The organism is Leisingera sp. NJS204 (assembly GCF_004123675.1).
Taxonomy (GTDB): Bacteria; Pseudomonadota; Alphaproteobacteria; order Rhodobacterales; family Rhodobacteraceae; genus Leisingera.
On the sequence record NZ_CP035417.1, the window covers coordinates 16,990 to 32,513 of the forward strand.

The following is a 15,524-nucleotide window of genomic DNA, read 5'->3' on the forward strand; positions in this document are numbered from 1 at the left end:
TTACAGGTGTCCCGCATGAGACGGTCCCCGCTTTGGAAAATCACCCGCGAGCTGAAACGCCCGTTGCAGCAAATTACTCAGTTGCCCAGCCGCCTCGGGTCGCTGCTGCTGGGGCGCTGGTATTACGACGCGTTCCTGGCCCGCAATATCCGCTGCACCGAAGGCGCCATTCCGGCCGGGCCGCAGCCTGCGGTCTACTTGATTTTCCCCAGTCAGGGCCTGCAAGCGTCCCATTTCCTCGCGCTGCGATATCTGATCGACAGTGGCTACGCTCCGGTTGTGGTCTCCAACATCCCGCTTAGCGACGAAGACCGGCAGCGGCTGAGCGACGTCTGCTGGCTGTGCATCGAACGCCCGAATTTCGGATATGACTTTGGCGGCTACCGCGACGGGCTGCTGGCGGCGCGCGCGCGGCTGGAACAGATTGACCGGCTGGTGCTGCTGAATGATTCCTCCTGGTTTCCGCTGCCAGAGGCAGGCGACTGGCTGAAGGAAGCACAGGCGCTGGATGCGGACTTTGCGGCTGCCGCCTGCAACTATGGTCACCCGCGGGTGGACGCAGAGAATTTCCGCAGCATCAATTGGGGGTATTCCACAGCCAGCCGCAATTTCCAGTACTGCTCTTATGCGCTGATGCTTTCAGGGCGGTTGATGGAGGATCCGGGCTTCCTCAGGTTCTGGCAGCGCTTCCCGCTGACCAACAACAAGAAATTCATCGTCCGCCGCGGTGAAACCGGCCTCACCCAATGGGTTCTGGCACATGGGTTTTCGCATGGCGCGGTGCTGAAGACTGCAGATTTGGATCAGCGGCTGGCGCAGCTGCCACGGGAGGAGATCCGGCGTATCGCCAAGGAAACCGTCATCTTTGGCCGCCCCAGCCTGGCGGCGCTGAAGGCAAGGTTGCTGTCAGACGGCGCCCAGGCAGAGGATTACCTGGCTTTCATCCTGACAGCGGTCGCAACCCAAGGCGTCAGTTACACAATACCAGCTTATCTGCATGCCGAGGCAGGGTTCGCCTTCCTCAAGAAATCGCCCTGCTGGCTGACCCGGGACGGGTCGGACATAACCCTGCGATTTGCTGCCGGACTGAAGGGCGAGGCTGGCCAAGCCATAGCGGCGGAGGCGCGGCAATTGCGTCAAAGCCGGGCACCGGATTTTCCATCGGCACCAGGCGGGCTTCAGTAAGAATACAAAAAACAAGCCGCCCGAAGGCGGCTTGTAATCACTGCGATGGCAAGCGCCGGTTACTCAGGTGCTTTGGTCTTGCGCAGGTAAGGGAAGATGGTCTCGAATTCGCCGAACTTCGCCTTGGCGTCTTCGTTCGACACGGTCGGCGGAATGATCACATCCTCGCCGGGCATCCAGTTCGCAGGTGTGGCAACACCCTTGCCCAGCGACATTTGCAAGCCGTCCAGCGCCCGCAGGATCTCGGCAAAGTTGCGGCCCACTGTCATCGGATAGGTCATCGACAGTTTCAGCTGCTTGTCCGGGCCGATGATGAAAACCGACCGCACAGTGGCGCTGTCCGCCGGGGTGCGGCCGTCGGGCAGATAGGCCTCTGCGGGCAGCATGTCGAAGGCCTTGGATACCGCCAGACCGTCATCAGCGATGATCGGGAAGCCCGGCGCGGCCTTGCCGTATTCCTCGATGTCCTTTTTCCATTTCTTATGGTCTTCAACACCGTCAACCGAAACGCCAAGGACCTTGGTGTTGCGCTTGCCCCACTCCTCGCTCAGCTGCGCCACGGCGGAAAACTCGGTGGTGCAGACCGGGGTGAAATCCTTGGGGTGCGAGAACAGAATCGCCCAGCTGTCGCCGATCCAATCATGGAAGGTGATGGTGCCCTGATCCGTTTCCGCAGTAAAATCCGGGACCGTGTCGTTAATGCGCAAACCCATGGCGGTATCTCCTTGTCATATGAATTATGAGTCGTCTTGACTGCAACCTAAGTAGTCTAACGCAACGATACAGCCCCCGTGCCGGGAAACCACGATAAATTGCTGCAAGCAGTCATGGCGAAAGATTGCAACCGGTCCAAGCGGCCATTGACAGAGCTTGCAATAATTTGATCAAATTACGCAGCGATGCCTTTGCCCCGCCCTTGCCCCCGTGCCGGAGCAGTGACACAGTGGCCGCGAAACCGGCAAGGCGGTAACCGGAATACCTCTGATTTGGGAGATCCCGACATGATCGAGAAACGCGAATTTTACATCAACGGCCAGTGGGCCGCTCCTGCTGCTTCAAACGATTTCGAAGTGGTAAACCCTTCGACGGAAGAACCCTGTGCAGTGATCTCGCTGGGATCCGAGGCTGATACCAACGCCGCCGTTGCCGCGGCTAAGGCTGCTCTGCCAGGCTGGATGGCGACCCCGGTGGAAGAGCGTATTGCGCTGGTGGAAAAGCTGGTGGATGTCTATGAGGCCCGCGCCGAAGATCTGGCACAAGCGATGTCGCTGGAAATGGGCGCACCGATCGATTTGGCGCGCACGTCGCAAGCCGGAGCGGGCAGCTGGCACCTGCGCAACTTCATCGCCGCGGCCAAGGAGTTCGGCTTTGACGCGCCGCTGAACGACCGAAGCCCCAACGACCGCATCATCCACGAGGCGGTGGGCGTTTGCGCGCTGATCACGCCGTGGAACTGGCCGATGAATCAGGTGACACTCAAGGTCGGTGCAGCAGCTGTGGCCGGCTGCACGATGGTGCTGAAACCTTCCGAGCAAAGCCCGCTGAACGCGATGATCTTTGCCGAGCTGATGGATGAGGCCGGCTTCCCTGCGGGCGTGTTCAACCTGGTGAACGGCGACGGCCCGGGTGTTGGCTCACAGCTGACCACCCATCCGGATGTGGACATGATCTCCTTCACCGGCTCCACCCGGGCGGGTATCGCGATCACCCAAGCTGCGGCTCCGACCCTGAAAAAGGTGGATCTGGAGCTGGGTGGCAAAGGCGCCAATGTGATCTTTGAAGATGCTGATGAGAAGGCGGTGAAGCGCGGGGTGCTGCACATGATGCAAAACACCGGCCAGAGCTGCAACGCGCCGAGCCGGATGCTGGTGCAGAACAGCATTTATGACCGTGTGGTTGCCGAGGCTGCGGAAGTCGCTGCCAAGGTCGAGGTCGGCCCGGCCAGCCAGGAAGGCCGCCACATCGGCCCGGTCGTGAATGAACTGCAGTGGAACAAGATCCAGGATCTGATCCAGCAGGGCATCGACGAAGGCGCCAAACTGGTTGCCGGCGGTACTGGCCGTCCGGACGGGCTGAACAAGGGTTACTATGTAAAGCCCACCGTTTTTGCTGATGTGAACAACCAGATGACCATCGCACGCGAAGAAATTTTTGGCCCGGTGCTGTCGATCATTCCCTTTGAGAATGAGGAAGACGCGATCGAAATCGCTAATGACACTCCCTATGGTCTGACCAATTATGTGCAGACCCAGGATGGCGCCCGCGCCAACCGCATGGCCCGCGCGCTGCGCTCTGGCATGGTTGAGATGAACGGAAAATCCCGCTCGGCCGGTTCGCCCTTTGGCGGCATGAAGCAGTCCGGCAAAGGCCGCGAAGGCGGTAAATGGGGGATCGAAGATTTCCTCGAAGTGAAGGCTGTCGGCGGCTGGGCGGCTGAATAGTTCCGCAGCTTATGAAATCATGGAGAGCCGCCTGTCCGGGCGGCTTTCCTTTTTTACGGGGATTTGGGGCATCGGCAGTGCTCCCGCGTCTTCATTCCCCCCGGCTGCGCCGGGCGGCCCTCAGCCTTGGGCGTGGCCCGTGCTGCGCACGGGCAGGGGGCCTGCGCGGGGTTGGTCAGAAATAGGCTCTAAGCAGGTAGATCGCTGCTATTCCCGCAGCCATGGTCAAGGGCAGGCTGCGGGTGGCAAGAGCCACTGCCAGTGCCACCGCGCCCGATGCCCATTCCTGCGGGCCGCCCTGCATCAAAAGGTAGGTGACCAGTGACAGGATCAGGCAGCCCGGCAGCGCCTTCAGACCATGCGCCCAAGGGCCGTGATCCGGCAGCCGTTGGCCTAGGAGGTAACCAGACAGCCGTACCGCAAAAGTAGCCGCTGCCAGCCCGAGAATCAGGATCCATGTTTCAGTCATCATTCAGCACTCCGGCAAGAACCGCTCCGCTTAGACCGCCCAGGATCAGTGTCCAGGTAGGGTCCAGCGGCGTTAACAGGCCGGTCAGCAATACGATGGCCACAGAACCGGCCCAGGGCAAAAGCATGGTTGAGCCGCTCCACAGCGACCGGAGAATGGCGATGAAAGCTGCGGTGAAGGCAAAATCCATACCCAGGGCCTTGGGGTCTGGCACAGTGTTTGCAAATCCCGCGCCTGCCGCTGTGGACAGCACCCAGACTGCAATCAGCCCGATGCCGCCGCCAATCAAGTACCAGTAGCCGGCTTGATGGCCCCGGGCGCGCATCGCGTGCATCAGGGCCCAATTCTCGTCGGTGGCCAGATGCACCCCTAACAGCACTTGCCACCAGGGCCGGCCGGAATACTCATCCCGCAGCGAGGCGGTGATCAGAAGCAGCCGCAGGTTCAGTGCCAGCCCGGCCAGAATGGCGGCACCCGCGCCGGTGCCGGCAACCAGCCGCTCCACTGCGATGATCTGTGAAGATCCGGCAAAGACGATGGTGCCCATTATTCCGGTCTGCAGCCCGTCCATGCTTGCCTGTGCTGCAAGCAGGCCGAATGCCAGCCCATAGACAGCAACGCCGGCAGCCAATGGCAGGATATCCCGCAGCCCGCAGGTCAGCTGGCTGAAGGCGGGGGACCGGGCGGAGATGTTCTGGATTGCCATGGAGGGCAGTTCCTCTGGAAACGGGGCATGATTTCGCTTAAACCGAACGCAAGTTTTGTATATCGAACGGCACGTCCGTTCGTCAAGCCGAACGGAAAGGCGAAATATCGAACATGTCAGCGCCCCATCAAATGATTGCTGCCGCCATCCAGCGTGAGCGCAGCCGCGCGGGGATGTCGCTGTCGGGGCTGGCAGCCCAGGCTGGAATTGCAAAATCAACCCTTTCGCAGCTTGAAGCCGGTAACGGAAATCCCAGTGTCGAGACGCTTTGGGCACTGGCCGCAGCGCTGGACGTTCCGCTGAGCTTGCTGTTTGAAACGGAGGCACCCGCGACCAAGCTGATCCGCGCGAGCGAAGGTGAAGTGCTGGAGTCGGAGCAGTCAGACTTTGCTGCCGTCCTCTTGTCCCGCAGCCCGCCGAATGTGCGCCGGGATGTCTATCGCGTGGTGATGCAGCCGGGAGAGATCCGCCGCGCCGCGCCGCACCCGCGCGGCACAGTGGAGCATATGCTGGTCTGTTCCGGGCAGATGCGGGCAGGGCTGGAAGGGCAGGAGGAGCTGCTGTGGCCGGGCGATTACTACAGCTTTCCCGGCGACCACCCGCATAGCTATGAGGCGACGCGGTCCGGCACATTGTTCCTGATGGTGATGGAGGCGCCCTGACCGGGGCCCTCAGAACTCCGGCTTCACCCGGAATTTCAGCGACTCGCCGCTGTCCGGGTGTTTGATCCGCAGTTCCTGGGAATGCAGCATGAGCCGCGGACACTCCTTTGCCGCACCGCTGGCATAAAGCGGGTCGCCCAGGATCGGGTGGCCCAGCGACAGCATATGCACCCGCAGCTGATGAGTGCGCCCGGTCTTCGGTGTCAGCCGCACCCGGGTAGCACCGTCCTCGTATTTAATCACCCGCCAGTCGGTGACGGCAGGCTTGCCGCTCTCATTGCAGACCATCTGTTTTGGCCGGTTCGGCCAATCCACAATCAGCGGCAGTTCCACTGTGCCGCTGCGCGGCTCCAGCCTGCCAGCCACCTGCGCCACATAGGCCTTTTTCGCCGTGCGCTTTTCAAACTGCATCGACAGATGCCGCTGCGCATGCGGGGTGAGACCGAACACCATCACACCCGACGTATCCCGGTCCAGCCGATGAACCAGCAACGCCTCGGGGAATACGGTCTGAATGCGTGTGATCAGGCAATCGGCCAGATGCGCGCCGCGGCCTGGTACCGACAGCAGCCCGGCAGGCTTGTTTACCGCCAGCAGCTCGGCGTCGTGGTGCAGGATCTCCAGCGGGTCCTGCGGCGGGGTGTATTCGCTTGAAACGGCCATGACCGCCTGCCTAGCGCCACTGGCAGGCAGGGGCAAGCACTGGCCTGAACCGGTCCCCATGGGGCTTCTTTCCAGGCTTTCCTTCGGGACCTGGCATTTGCTAAATTGACACTGTCCCGGCGATCCGGTAACTGGCGCGCCTCACATACACATGGGGACTAGGCATGGCACGCAAACGCAAAGGGCGCGATATTTCCGGCTGGCTGGTGGTGGACAAGCCCGCGGGGCTGACCAGCACGGCAGTTGTGAACAAGGTGCGCTGGGCGCTGGATGCCAAGAAGGCAGGCCATGCGGGCACCCTGGACCCCGAGGCAACCGGTGTTCTGGCCGTGGCGCTGGGCGAGGCAACCAAGACTGTGCCTTATATAACCGACGCGTTGAAGGCCTATACCTTCACTGTGCGGCTGGGTTCTGCAACCAATACCGACGATGCCGAGGGCGAGGTGATTGCCGAAAGCGCCGAGCGCCCCACCGACGAACAGATTAAGGATGCGCTGCTGCCGTTCCTGGGCGAGATCATGCAGGTGCCGCCCAAGTTCTCCGCGGTGAAGATTGACGGCCAGCGTGCTTACAAGCTGGCGCGTGACGGCGAAGAGGTAGAGCTTTCTGCCCGCCCGCTGTGGGTTGAAGAGCTGATCCTGCTGGACCGTCCCGACGAAGACCACGTGGTGCTGGAGATGACCTGCGGCAAAGGCGGATATGTGCGCTCAATCGCCCGCGATCTGGGTGCGGCGCTGGGCTGCCATGGCCATGTGAAGCAGCTTCGGCGGACCTGGTCCGGCCCGTTTGATGCCGAAGACGGCGTCTCGCTGGAACTGGTGGATGATTTGGCGAAATCCACTGATCTGGATCAGTATCTGCGGCCTCTGGAAGAAGGGCTTGCCGACCTGCCCGAGCTGAAATGCACTCCGCAGGGTGCAGTGCGCTTGCGCAATGGCAACCCGGGCATGGTGATGGCCGCGGATGTGGAGTACGGCGATGAAGCTTGGGCTTCGCTGGACGGGCAGGCGGTGGCTGTGGGGATCTACAAGGCTGGTGAATTGCACCCGAGCCGGGTGTTTGTGCAGCCGGAATGATCTGCCTGGAACCGGTCGAGACCGTCTGAACAATACAGTTGCTAGGCTTGCGCCTTTGCGAACAGCGCGAGCCCGCTGCGGCGTCCGCGCAATTGCTCCGCCGGCAGCGCGGTCCAGCCGCCGCGCGCGGGCTCTGTACCGGCTTCCTGCAGCAAGGTTGCAGACGCGATCAGCGCCGTGTCATTTGTCTTGGTCAGCTGCTCCAGCCGCGCCGCAGTGTTCACCGTGTCTCCGAACACGGAATATTCCAGCCGTGCAGGTGTGCCGGTGACACCCGAAAACACCTCACCCCAATGCACTCCGATCCCAGCGGCCAGGCCGGTCTCTCCAGTAGCCTCCCGTTCCTGGCGCCAAGCCTCCATTTCCACAAGCAGCCCTTCGGCGCAATCCAGCGCCCGCGCTGCAGCCCGTTCACCCTCAAACAGGATCATCGCTGCGTCGCCGATGTATTTGTCGATCAGACCGCCAGTCCGGCCAGCCACCAATTCGACACGGGTGCGGAACTCGGTGATCAGCCTGCTGACATCTTGCGGCTCGCGGCCCTCGCACCAGCTGGTGAAACCGCGGATATCAATGAATAGGATCGCCATTTTCTGCTGGCGGCCTTCCTGCAACGCCTCCAGCCCGCCGCCGGCAAGGCGGCCCGCCATCTGGGCCGGCAGATAACGAGTCAGATTGGCCTTCTGCCGCGTTTCTTCTATGGAGCGGTGCAGAAGGCCCCGCATCCGAAGTGCCGCCACCATCAGCACCAAACCAGCCAGCGCCACCATCAGCACCCGCATCAGATTGGGGGGTGTGGCCATGGCCAGATGCACCCGCTGCATGGCAGCGTCAGAGACGATTGCCGGTTCCCACAGAACCAGCCACAAAAGTCCGGCCGCAACCAGCAGCACTTGGTATCCCAGCAGCAGAGGGTTGAAACGCAACACGCCAAAAGCCAGGATCAGCGGTGCCATCCAGGCCGAAGGCATGGCAAAGACAACTTCGCCGGACAGCCCGGAATTCACCAAAGACAACCAGGAATTCAGGAAAAGAAAGACACCGTCCGCGGTCACTGCAGCCCAGATCATCCAGTGCTGGAACACGCCTTTGCGGATAGCCGCAAAACTCAGGACTCCAACCGTAAGATAGGCAAGTAGGGTTGCCGCCGCCAGGCCGACTTGGTGCCAGAGGTAGTCCTGGCCCACCGTCTGCACTGCATCAACCGCAAGAACCAAGGCCGCCAGCAGCCCGGCAGACACGGCAATCCGCAAGAGTGCCACAATGCGCTCGGCTTCTAATTCCGCCGCACGCAGCAGCACCGCCCCGCCGGGGTTGAGGTTGCCCGCGCCTGAAACCAGCGGCAACCGCATCTACTCCTCCGCCAGCAGCGCCACCTGGCGCGGCTCGACTTCCACCTGGCCAGGATCTTCCAGTTCCGCGCCGTTAGCCACCACGCCCATTGCCTCGAACCGGCGGGCCGAAGGCAGCACGCGGGCCTCCAATGAGCCAACGGCCTTGTTGTAGTTGTTCACCGATGACGACAGTGACTTGCCGACGGAGGCCAGGTTCTTGGAAAACGTCGCCAGCCGGTCATAGAGTTCTTTGGCAGTCTTTTGCACTTCGATTGCGTTTTCCGCCATCTTCTCCTGCTGCCAGCCATAGGCAATGGACTTGACCAGCGCCATCAGGGTGGTTGGCGTGGCGATCAGAACCTTGTTTTCAAAGGCATATTCAATCAATCCCGGATCCGCCTCCACTGCCGCGGACACGAAGGTCTCACCGGGGATGAACATCACCACAAAGTCCGGCGTCTCTCCCAGCGCGCTTTGATAGGATTTCGACGCAAGCTGACGCACATGGGTTTTCACATGGCCCGAATGGCGCAGCAGCGCCTGCTGCTGCTGATCGGGCGTTTCGGCCTCCAACGCGTCCAGATAGCCTTCCAGCGGGGTCTTGGCATCCACTACGATGCTCTTGCCGCCGGGGATGCGCACTATTGCATCGGGGCGGCGCAGACCGTCATCGGTGCCGACGCTTTTCTCCAGCTCATAGTCAACATGCTCGGCCATCCCGGCCATCTCAAAAACCTGACGCAGCTGCATCTCGCCCCAACGGCCGCGGGTCTTGGGCGCGCGCAGGGCTTGCACCAGCTTGCGGGTCTCGCCGCCCAACGCCGCCTGGCCATCGGCCAAATGCTTTACCTGCGTCTGGATCGCGCCATAGGCCTCATTGCGGGCCTTCTCGATTTCCTTGATCCGCTCACCGAACTGACCCAGCTTCTGATCCAGCGGCTTTACCAAGCCTTCAATCGCTGCGTGGCGCTTGGCCAGATCCGCATCCGCGGATTTGCTATGTGCCTGAAACCGCTCGCTGACCAGGCTCAGGAAGCTTTCCGAGTTCTGCTTCAGCACGCCCGAGGCCAGCGCCGCAAATTTGTGCTCCATCTGCGCATTCATCTGCTTGAGCTCTTCCAGCCGCGCTGCATGTTCTGCCTTCAGCGCTTGTACTTGTGCCTCAGCCTGATACCGGGCGGCACGTTCATTATCGCTGGTGCGGCGCAGGGTTGCCAGCTCATCGTTCAGCTCCGGCAACCGCTTGACCTCCGCCCGAAGCCCGGCCGCCTCCTGGCTCAGACCTGCATTGGCCTGTTCCAACTGCCGGGCCGCGCCTCGCAGCCGCAGCCCGGCCAGGGCAAAAACAGCGGCCAGACCAGCCAGCGCGTAAATGGCCCATTGGGCCTGTTCCAGTGTCACTGCTCGTCCTCCCTTTACCGGGGGTTCTTGTTCAGGTGCGCCCGAACAGGCGCTCGATATCTGCCAGTTTCAGTTCCACATAGGTGGGACGGCCGTGGTTGCACTGGCCGGAATGGGGCGTTGCCTCCATCTCGCGCAGCAGAGCATTCATTTCCTCGCCCCGCATCCGCCTTCCTGAGCGGATCGAGCCATGGCAGGCAACCCGGCTCAGGATAGCCTCGATCTTGGCTTGCACCAGCTGGGTTCCGCCCTGGTCGGACAGTTCGTCCAGAATATCCTTGATCATCGCTTCAGCGTTGACCTCGCCCAGGATCGCGGGGGTTTCCCGCACTGCAACAGCAGCGCCGCCAAAGGCCTCAATGCCAAGGCCGAATTTCGCAAGCTCATCAGCCACGCCCAGAAGGCAGGCACAGTCATTGTCGCTCAGCTCGACAATCTCCGGTATCAAGAGCGCCTGGGCCGCAACGCCATTCTCTGCCATCTGATGTTTCAGCTTTTCATAGACCAGCCGCTCATGGGCTGCGTGCTGGTCGACGATCACCATGCCGTCGGCAGTCTGGGCGATGATGTAATTCTCATGCACCTGGCCGCGCGCCGCCCCCAACGGCAGCTGTTCGGCCCCGGGCACGGTGGCCCCGGACGCATCCGAGGCCTGACCCGGGGCCATTGGAGCCATTGGCACCTCTGTGACCCGCCCGCTGTAGGACCCCTGCAATTCGGCAAATCCTGGCGATGGCGGCGCATCGAAGGAAGATATTTGCGGCAAACCGGGGGCTTGCGCCGCGTAGGCGCTGCTGCGTGCGCCCATGGACGGCCGGTCCATCTGATATATCCGCGGCGCACCTGTCGCCGTGGGCTGTTCCGGTTTCATGGCCCCCAGCGTGGCGCCTGCCACTGTGGTTGATGCGCGGTGCCCGGCCTCTGCCAGCGCATGGCGCAGGGCAGACACGATCAGCCCGCGTGCCAGTCCGGGGTCGCGGAAGCGCACCTCGGATTTGGCAGGATGCACATTCACATCGACCAGCTGCGGGTCGCAATCGATGAACAGCGCCGCTGCAGGATGCCGGTCGCGGCTGAGGAAATCGAAATACGCCGCGCGCAAGGCCCCGGTCAGCATCTTGTCCTTTACCGGGCGCGTGTTCACGAACAGGAACTGCGCCACCGCAGCGCCGCGCGAATAGGTCGGCAGCGCCGCATAGCCAAACAGGCGGATCCCCTCGCGGGCGGCATCAATCTTCAACGCGTTCTCGGCAAAATCACGCCCCAGAACCGAGGCTAGCCGCCCGTGCAGCGCATCAAACAGATCGCCCGGTAAAGGATCGGCGCGGAAGGTCACCCGCCCCTCACCGCCGCCCGATACATCGCGCAGCGTGAACCCTACCGAAGGCTCTGCCATTGCCAGCCGTTTCACCGTGTCGGAAATCGCCTGGCTCTCGGCCCGGTCGGTGCGCATGAACTTGAGCCGCGCCGGTGTAGCAAAGAACAGATCGCGCAGCTCGACTATGGTGCCTGCCCGCAAGGCGGCGGGTTTCACCGGCTCCAGCCTGCCGCCGGAGACCCGGATCTGCGCCGCCTCATGCCCTGCAGCGCGGCTGGTGATTGTCAGCCGCCCAACAGCCCCCAAAGAAGGCAGCGCCTCGCCGCGGAATCCGAAGGTATGGATGTTCAGCAGGTCCGAGCCGTCGATCTTGGAGGTCGCGTGGCGGGACAATGCCAACGGCAAGTCCTCCGGCGTCATGCCGCAGCCGTCATCACTCACCCGGATCAGCGTCTTGCCGCCATCGGCGATTTCTACGGTGATGCGGGCGGCGCCGGCATCAATGGCATTCTCCACCAGCTCTTTGACCGCTGAAGCGGGGCGTTCCACCACCTCGCCAGCGGCAATCCGGTTGATGGCGCTGTCATCCAGCTGGCGGATGATTGGTCGCGTTTTGTCGCTGATATGGGGTTCTGCACTGCTCATACCGCTAAATTTAGCATGCGGAGCTGATTCTGCCACTGGAATGCGCGCGGCTTTGGCCGGAGACGCGTAAAAGAAGATTTTCGCATCAAACCACCTGCATCTTCCCGGTTTTCAGAGCGTCATTGCAGCCCGCGCACCAATATTTTGTCCAATCAGTCAAAAAAGCCGCCTGCAATCCTTAGCCTTGCTTGCCAATATGCCGCACCCGTGCGAATTTCGCACGGAACTCTGCTGAGGACTCCCCGAATGGAAAGCCAAATCGCTGAACGAAGCGCGCAGCTGCCGCAGCTGGCCGAGCCGCGCAATCCGGGCATGGCGCTGGACCTGGACTGGGTCGCCGCCGTGCAGGCCAATACATCGGCCATCGAACGCCGCTGCGCCACCTTGCCGGGCCGCCGCAGTGTAAAAAAGGACCATCAGGCCGCCTGGCTTTTGAAAGCCATCAGCCTCATTGACCTCACCACCCTGTCCGGTGACGACACCGAGGGCCGGGTCCGCCGTCTGTGCGCCAAGGCCCGGCAGCCGGTCAGCGCCGGTGTTCTACGCACATTGGGCATGGAAGGTCTCACCACCGGGGCGGTTTGCGTCTATCACGACATGATCCCCACCGCGGTTGCCGCATTGCACGGCACTGGCATTCCGGTTGCCGCGGTCTCCACTGGCTTTCCGGCCGGCCTGTCGCCCTTCCATCTGCGGCTGGCGGAGATTGAGGAAAGCGTCAAGGCAGGCGCCGGGGAAATCGACATCGTGATCTCGCGCCGCCATGTTCTGACCGGCAATTGGCAGGCGCTTTATGACGAGATGAAGGCCTTCCGCCAGGCCTGCGGCGACGCCCATGTGAAGGCGATCCTGGCGACCGGCGAATTGGGCAGCTTGCGAAACGTCGCCCGTGCCTCGCTGATCTGCATGATGGCAGGGGCCGATTTCATCAAGACCTCCACCGGCAAGGAAAGCGTCAACGCTACTCTGCCTGTCAGCCTGGTGATGATCCGCGCAATCCGCGACTATTACGACCGTACCGGCCACCGCGTCGGCTATAAGCCAGCGGGCGGCATTTCCAAGGCCAAGGATGCACTCGTCTATCTGGCACTGATCAAGGACGAACTGGGCGACCGCTGGCTGCAGCCTGATCTGTTCCGTTTTGGCGCCTCGTCACTGCTGGGCGATATCGAGCGTCAGCTGGAACACCATGTCACCGGGGCATACTCCGCCGGCTACCGCCATTCCATGGGCTGAGGGCTGAACACATGACCATCAAAGAGATTTTCGACACCATGGAATACGGCCCCGCCCCCGAAAGCGCCGCCGAGGCACTGGCCTGGCTGGTCGATCAGGGCAGCCGGTTCGGCCATTTCATCAACGGCGAGTTCACCGCCCCTGGCGAAGGATTTGACAGTAAAAACCCAGCCACCGGTGAAGTTTTGGCGACCCTGACCCAAGCCACGCAAGCAGACGTCGACAGCGCCGTTGAAGCAGCCCGCAAGGCGCAGGGCGGCTGGGCCGGTCTAGGCGGGCCGGGCCGCGCCAAATACCTCTATGCTATTGCCCGGCTGTTGCAAAAACATTCCCGCCTGTTTGCAGTGCTGGAAACGCTCGATAACGGCAAGCCGATCCGCGAATCCCGCGATATCGATATCCCGCTGGCCCAGCGGCATTTCTACTATCACGCAGGCATGGCCCAGCTGATGGAAAGCGAACTGCCGGATGCCGAGGCCTTAGGTGTTTGCGGCCAGATCATCCCGTGGAATTTCCCGCTCCTGATGCTGGCCTGGAAGATCGCGCCTGCAATCGCCATGGGCAACACGGTGGTGCTGAAACCGGCAGAGTACACTTCGCTCACAGCGCTTTTGTTTGCCGACATCTGCCATCAGGCGGGCCTGCCCAAGGGCGTCGTCAACATCGTCACCGGCGACGGTGCCGTGGGCGAAATGATCACCGCGGCAGATGTGGATAAGGTCGCCTTCACCGGTTCCACCTCAGTTGGCCGCCGGATCCGCGAGGCCACCGCAGGCAGCGGCAAGGCGCTGACGCTGGAGCTGGGCGGCAAGTCCCCCTACATCGTTTTTGACGACGCCGATATTGATTCAGCTATCGAAGGGCTGGTCGATGCGATCTGGTTCAACCAGGGTCAGGTCTGCTGCGCCGGCTCGCGCCTGCTGGTGCAGGAAGGCATCGCCGGGCGGTTCCACACCAAGCTCAAGGCCCGGATGGACGGCCTGCGCATCGGCAACCCGCTGGATAAATGCATCGACGTCGGCGCCGTCGTCGACCCGGTGCAGCTGGATACCATCAGCAGCATGGTCGCAGCCAACCAGGCCGGCACCATGCACCAGGCCCAGGTGAAAATGCCAGAAGGCGGCTGTTTCTACCCGCCGACGCTGATTGAAGGCCTGTCGCCTGCCGATCCGCTGATGCAGGAGGAAATCTTTGGCCCGGTGCTGGTCTCCTGCACTTTCCGCACTCCCGAAGAAGCGGTGGAGCTGGCCAACAACACCCGCTACGGCCTTGCTGCGACGCTTTGGACCGAGAACGTGAACCTGGCACTCGGCATGGCGCCGAAACTGGCGGCCGGCGTTGTTTGGATCAACGGCACCAACATGTTCGACGCCGCTGCAGGTTTTGGCGGTGTGCGTGAGAGCGGCTTTGGACGCGAGGGCGGCTGGGAGGGCTTGACCGCCTATACCCGCCCCAAGACTGCAGTCAAACGTCTGGCTAGGGTGGAGCCGTTCGAGGGCATTGGCGCCCCGGCAGACCCGCTGGACCGTACCGCCAAGATGTATGTCGGCGGCAAGCAGACCCGCCCGGACAGCGGATACTCCCGAGCGGTTTATGGCAAATCCGGCACGCTGCTGGGCCACGTCGGCCTTGGCAGCCGCAAGGATGTCCGCAACGCGGTTGAAGCCGCCGCCGGCGCCGGAAAATGGTCCAGGACCACCGGGCATCTTCGGGCACAGATCCTATATTATATCGGCGAGAACCTCTCGGCCCGAGCCGCGGAATTTGCCGCCCGCATTGACGCAATGACCGGCAAGAAGACCGGTGCGGCTGAGGTCGAGGCCTCGATCCAGCGCCTGTTCACTGCGGCTGCATGGGCCGACAAATATGACGGTCAGGTCCACGGCGTACCGATCCGCGGCGTGGCGCTTGCAATGAAGGAACCCGCCGGTGTGATTGGCGTGCTCTGCGCCGACGAGGCACCGCTGCTGGGTCTGGTCTCGGCAATGGCGCCTGCAATTGCCATGGGCAACCGGGTGGTGCTGGCGTCCTGCGAACCTTTCCCGCTGGCGGCCACCGATTTCTACCAGGTTTTGGAAACATCAGACGTGCCCGCAGGCGTGGTTAACATCCTGACCGGCAGCCACGCCGAGCTGGCAAAACCGCTGGCGTCGCATCTGAACGTGGATGCGGTCTGGAGCTTTTCCTCCTCAGATCTGTCGGCATCAATCGAGGCAGCTTCCGCAGGCAACCTGAAGCGCACCTGGGTCAACAACGCCACCGCGATGGACTGGACGCAGGACCACAGCAAGCGTTTCCTGCAAGAAGCCACCGAGATCAAGAACATCTGGGTGCCCTACGGCGAGTGAAACAGGACCCCAGAGCTTTCCCGCTTCTGGCCAAGACATA

General features: G+C 62.2%; 13 protein-coding genes. 6 read left to right on the forward strand and 7 right to left on the reverse strand.

Translation table 11 applies throughout. The features are described from left to right. The first annotated feature begins 15 nt into the window (after positions 1-15). On the forward strand, positions 16-1,185 hold the full coding sequence (locus tag ETW24_RS00080) for a rhamnan synthesis F family protein (protein ID WP_129369222.1): 1,170 nt from the start codon (positions 16-18) through the stop codon (positions 1,183-1,185). Positions 1,186-1,244: 59 nt separating this feature from the next. Here ETW24_RS00080 and ETW24_RS00085 read toward each other — a convergent pair whose 3' ends face one another. Then, the gene (locus ETW24_RS00085) at positions 1,245-1,898 is read right to left on the reverse strand and encodes a peroxiredoxin (protein ID WP_129369223.1); all 654 of its coding nucleotides are present in this window, start codon (positions 1,896-1,898) and stop codon (positions 1,245-1,247) included. Between the two features lie 288 nt (positions 1,899-2,186). Between ETW24_RS00085 and ETW24_RS00090 the strand changes: the two genes are divergently transcribed. After that, positions 2,187-3,626 (forward strand): aldehyde dehydrogenase family protein, encoded by a 1,440-nt coding sequence (locus ETW24_RS00090; protein WP_129369224.1) that lies wholly within the window; start codon positions 2,187-2,189, stop codon positions 3,624-3,626. 175 nt (positions 3,627-3,801) lie between these two features. On the opposite strand, the gene ETW24_RS00095 is transcribed toward ETW24_RS00090, so the two are convergent. After that, complete coding sequence (locus ETW24_RS00095) at positions 3,802-4,098, reverse strand: AzlD family protein (RefSeq protein ID WP_254695661.1); 297 nt, start codon at positions 4,096-4,098, stop codon at positions 3,802-3,804. After that, positions 4,088-4,801 carry an AzlC family ABC transporter permease gene (locus ETW24_RS00100; protein WP_129369225.1) on the reverse strand — a complete coding sequence of 238 codons (714 nt, stop codon included), beginning with the start codon at positions 4,799-4,801 and terminating at the stop codon, positions 4,088-4,090. The genes ETW24_RS00095 and ETW24_RS00100 overlap by 11 nt, the downstream gene beginning before the upstream one ends. Positions 4,802-4,914: 113 nt before the next feature. Between ETW24_RS00100 and ETW24_RS00105 the strand changes: the two genes are divergently transcribed. Next, on the forward strand, positions 4,915-5,463 hold the full coding sequence (locus ETW24_RS00105; RefSeq protein WP_164982656.1) for a helix-turn-helix domain-containing protein: 549 nt from the start codon (positions 4,915-4,917) through the stop codon (positions 5,461-5,463). Positions 5,464-5,472: 9 nt separating this feature from the next. Here the strand turns inward: ETW24_RS00105 and ETW24_RS00110 are convergent, their stop codons facing one another. Then, on the reverse strand, positions 5,473-6,126 hold the full coding sequence (locus ETW24_RS00110; protein ID WP_129369227.1) for an RluA family pseudouridine synthase: 654 nt from the start codon (positions 6,124-6,126) through the stop codon (positions 5,473-5,475). Positions 6,127-6,290: 164 nt separating this feature from the next. Between ETW24_RS00110 and truB the strand changes: the two genes are divergently transcribed. Beyond that, complete coding sequence (gene truB, locus ETW24_RS00115; protein WP_129369228.1) at positions 6,291-7,202, forward strand: tRNA pseudouridine(55) synthase TruB; 912 nt, start codon at positions 6,291-6,293, stop codon at positions 7,200-7,202. Between the two features lie 41 nt (positions 7,203-7,243). Here truB and ETW24_RS00120 read toward each other — a convergent pair whose 3' ends face one another. From ETW24_RS00120 to mutL, 3 genes are read right to left on the reverse strand one after another with little or no spacing between them, the layout of a single operon-like run. Further along, positions 7,244-8,554: an adenylate/guanylate cyclase domain-containing protein gene (locus tag ETW24_RS00120; protein WP_129369229.1), complete on the reverse strand. Its 1,311-nt coding sequence runs from the start codon at positions 8,552-8,554 to the stop codon at positions 7,244-7,246. Then, a complete protein-coding gene (gene rmuC / locus ETW24_RS00125) occupies positions 8,555-9,937 on the reverse strand; it encodes a DNA recombination protein RmuC (RefSeq protein WP_129369230.1) in 1,383 nt (460 codons plus the stop codon). It abuts the gene before it with no gap. Between the two features lie 31 nt (positions 9,938-9,968). Then, the gene (gene mutL / locus ETW24_RS00130; protein ID WP_129369231.1) at positions 9,969-11,900 is read right to left on the reverse strand and encodes a DNA mismatch repair endonuclease MutL; all 1,932 of its coding nucleotides are present in this window, start codon (positions 11,898-11,900) and stop codon (positions 9,969-9,971) included. 246 nt (positions 11,901-12,146) lie between these two features. Here mutL and deoC point away from each other — a divergent pair, with 246 nt between their 5' ends. After that, entirely contained in the window at positions 12,147-13,136 is a 990-nt protein-coding gene (gene deoC, locus ETW24_RS00135; protein ID WP_129369232.1) for a deoxyribose-phosphate aldolase, read from the forward strand. An 11-nt stretch (positions 13,137-13,147) separates the two neighbouring features. Further along, positions 13,148-15,484: an aldehyde dehydrogenase family protein gene (locus ETW24_RS00140; protein ID WP_129369233.1), complete on the forward strand. Its 2,337-nt coding sequence runs from the start codon at positions 13,148-13,150 to the stop codon at positions 15,482-15,484. Positions 15,485-15,524: the final 40 nt, after the last annotated feature.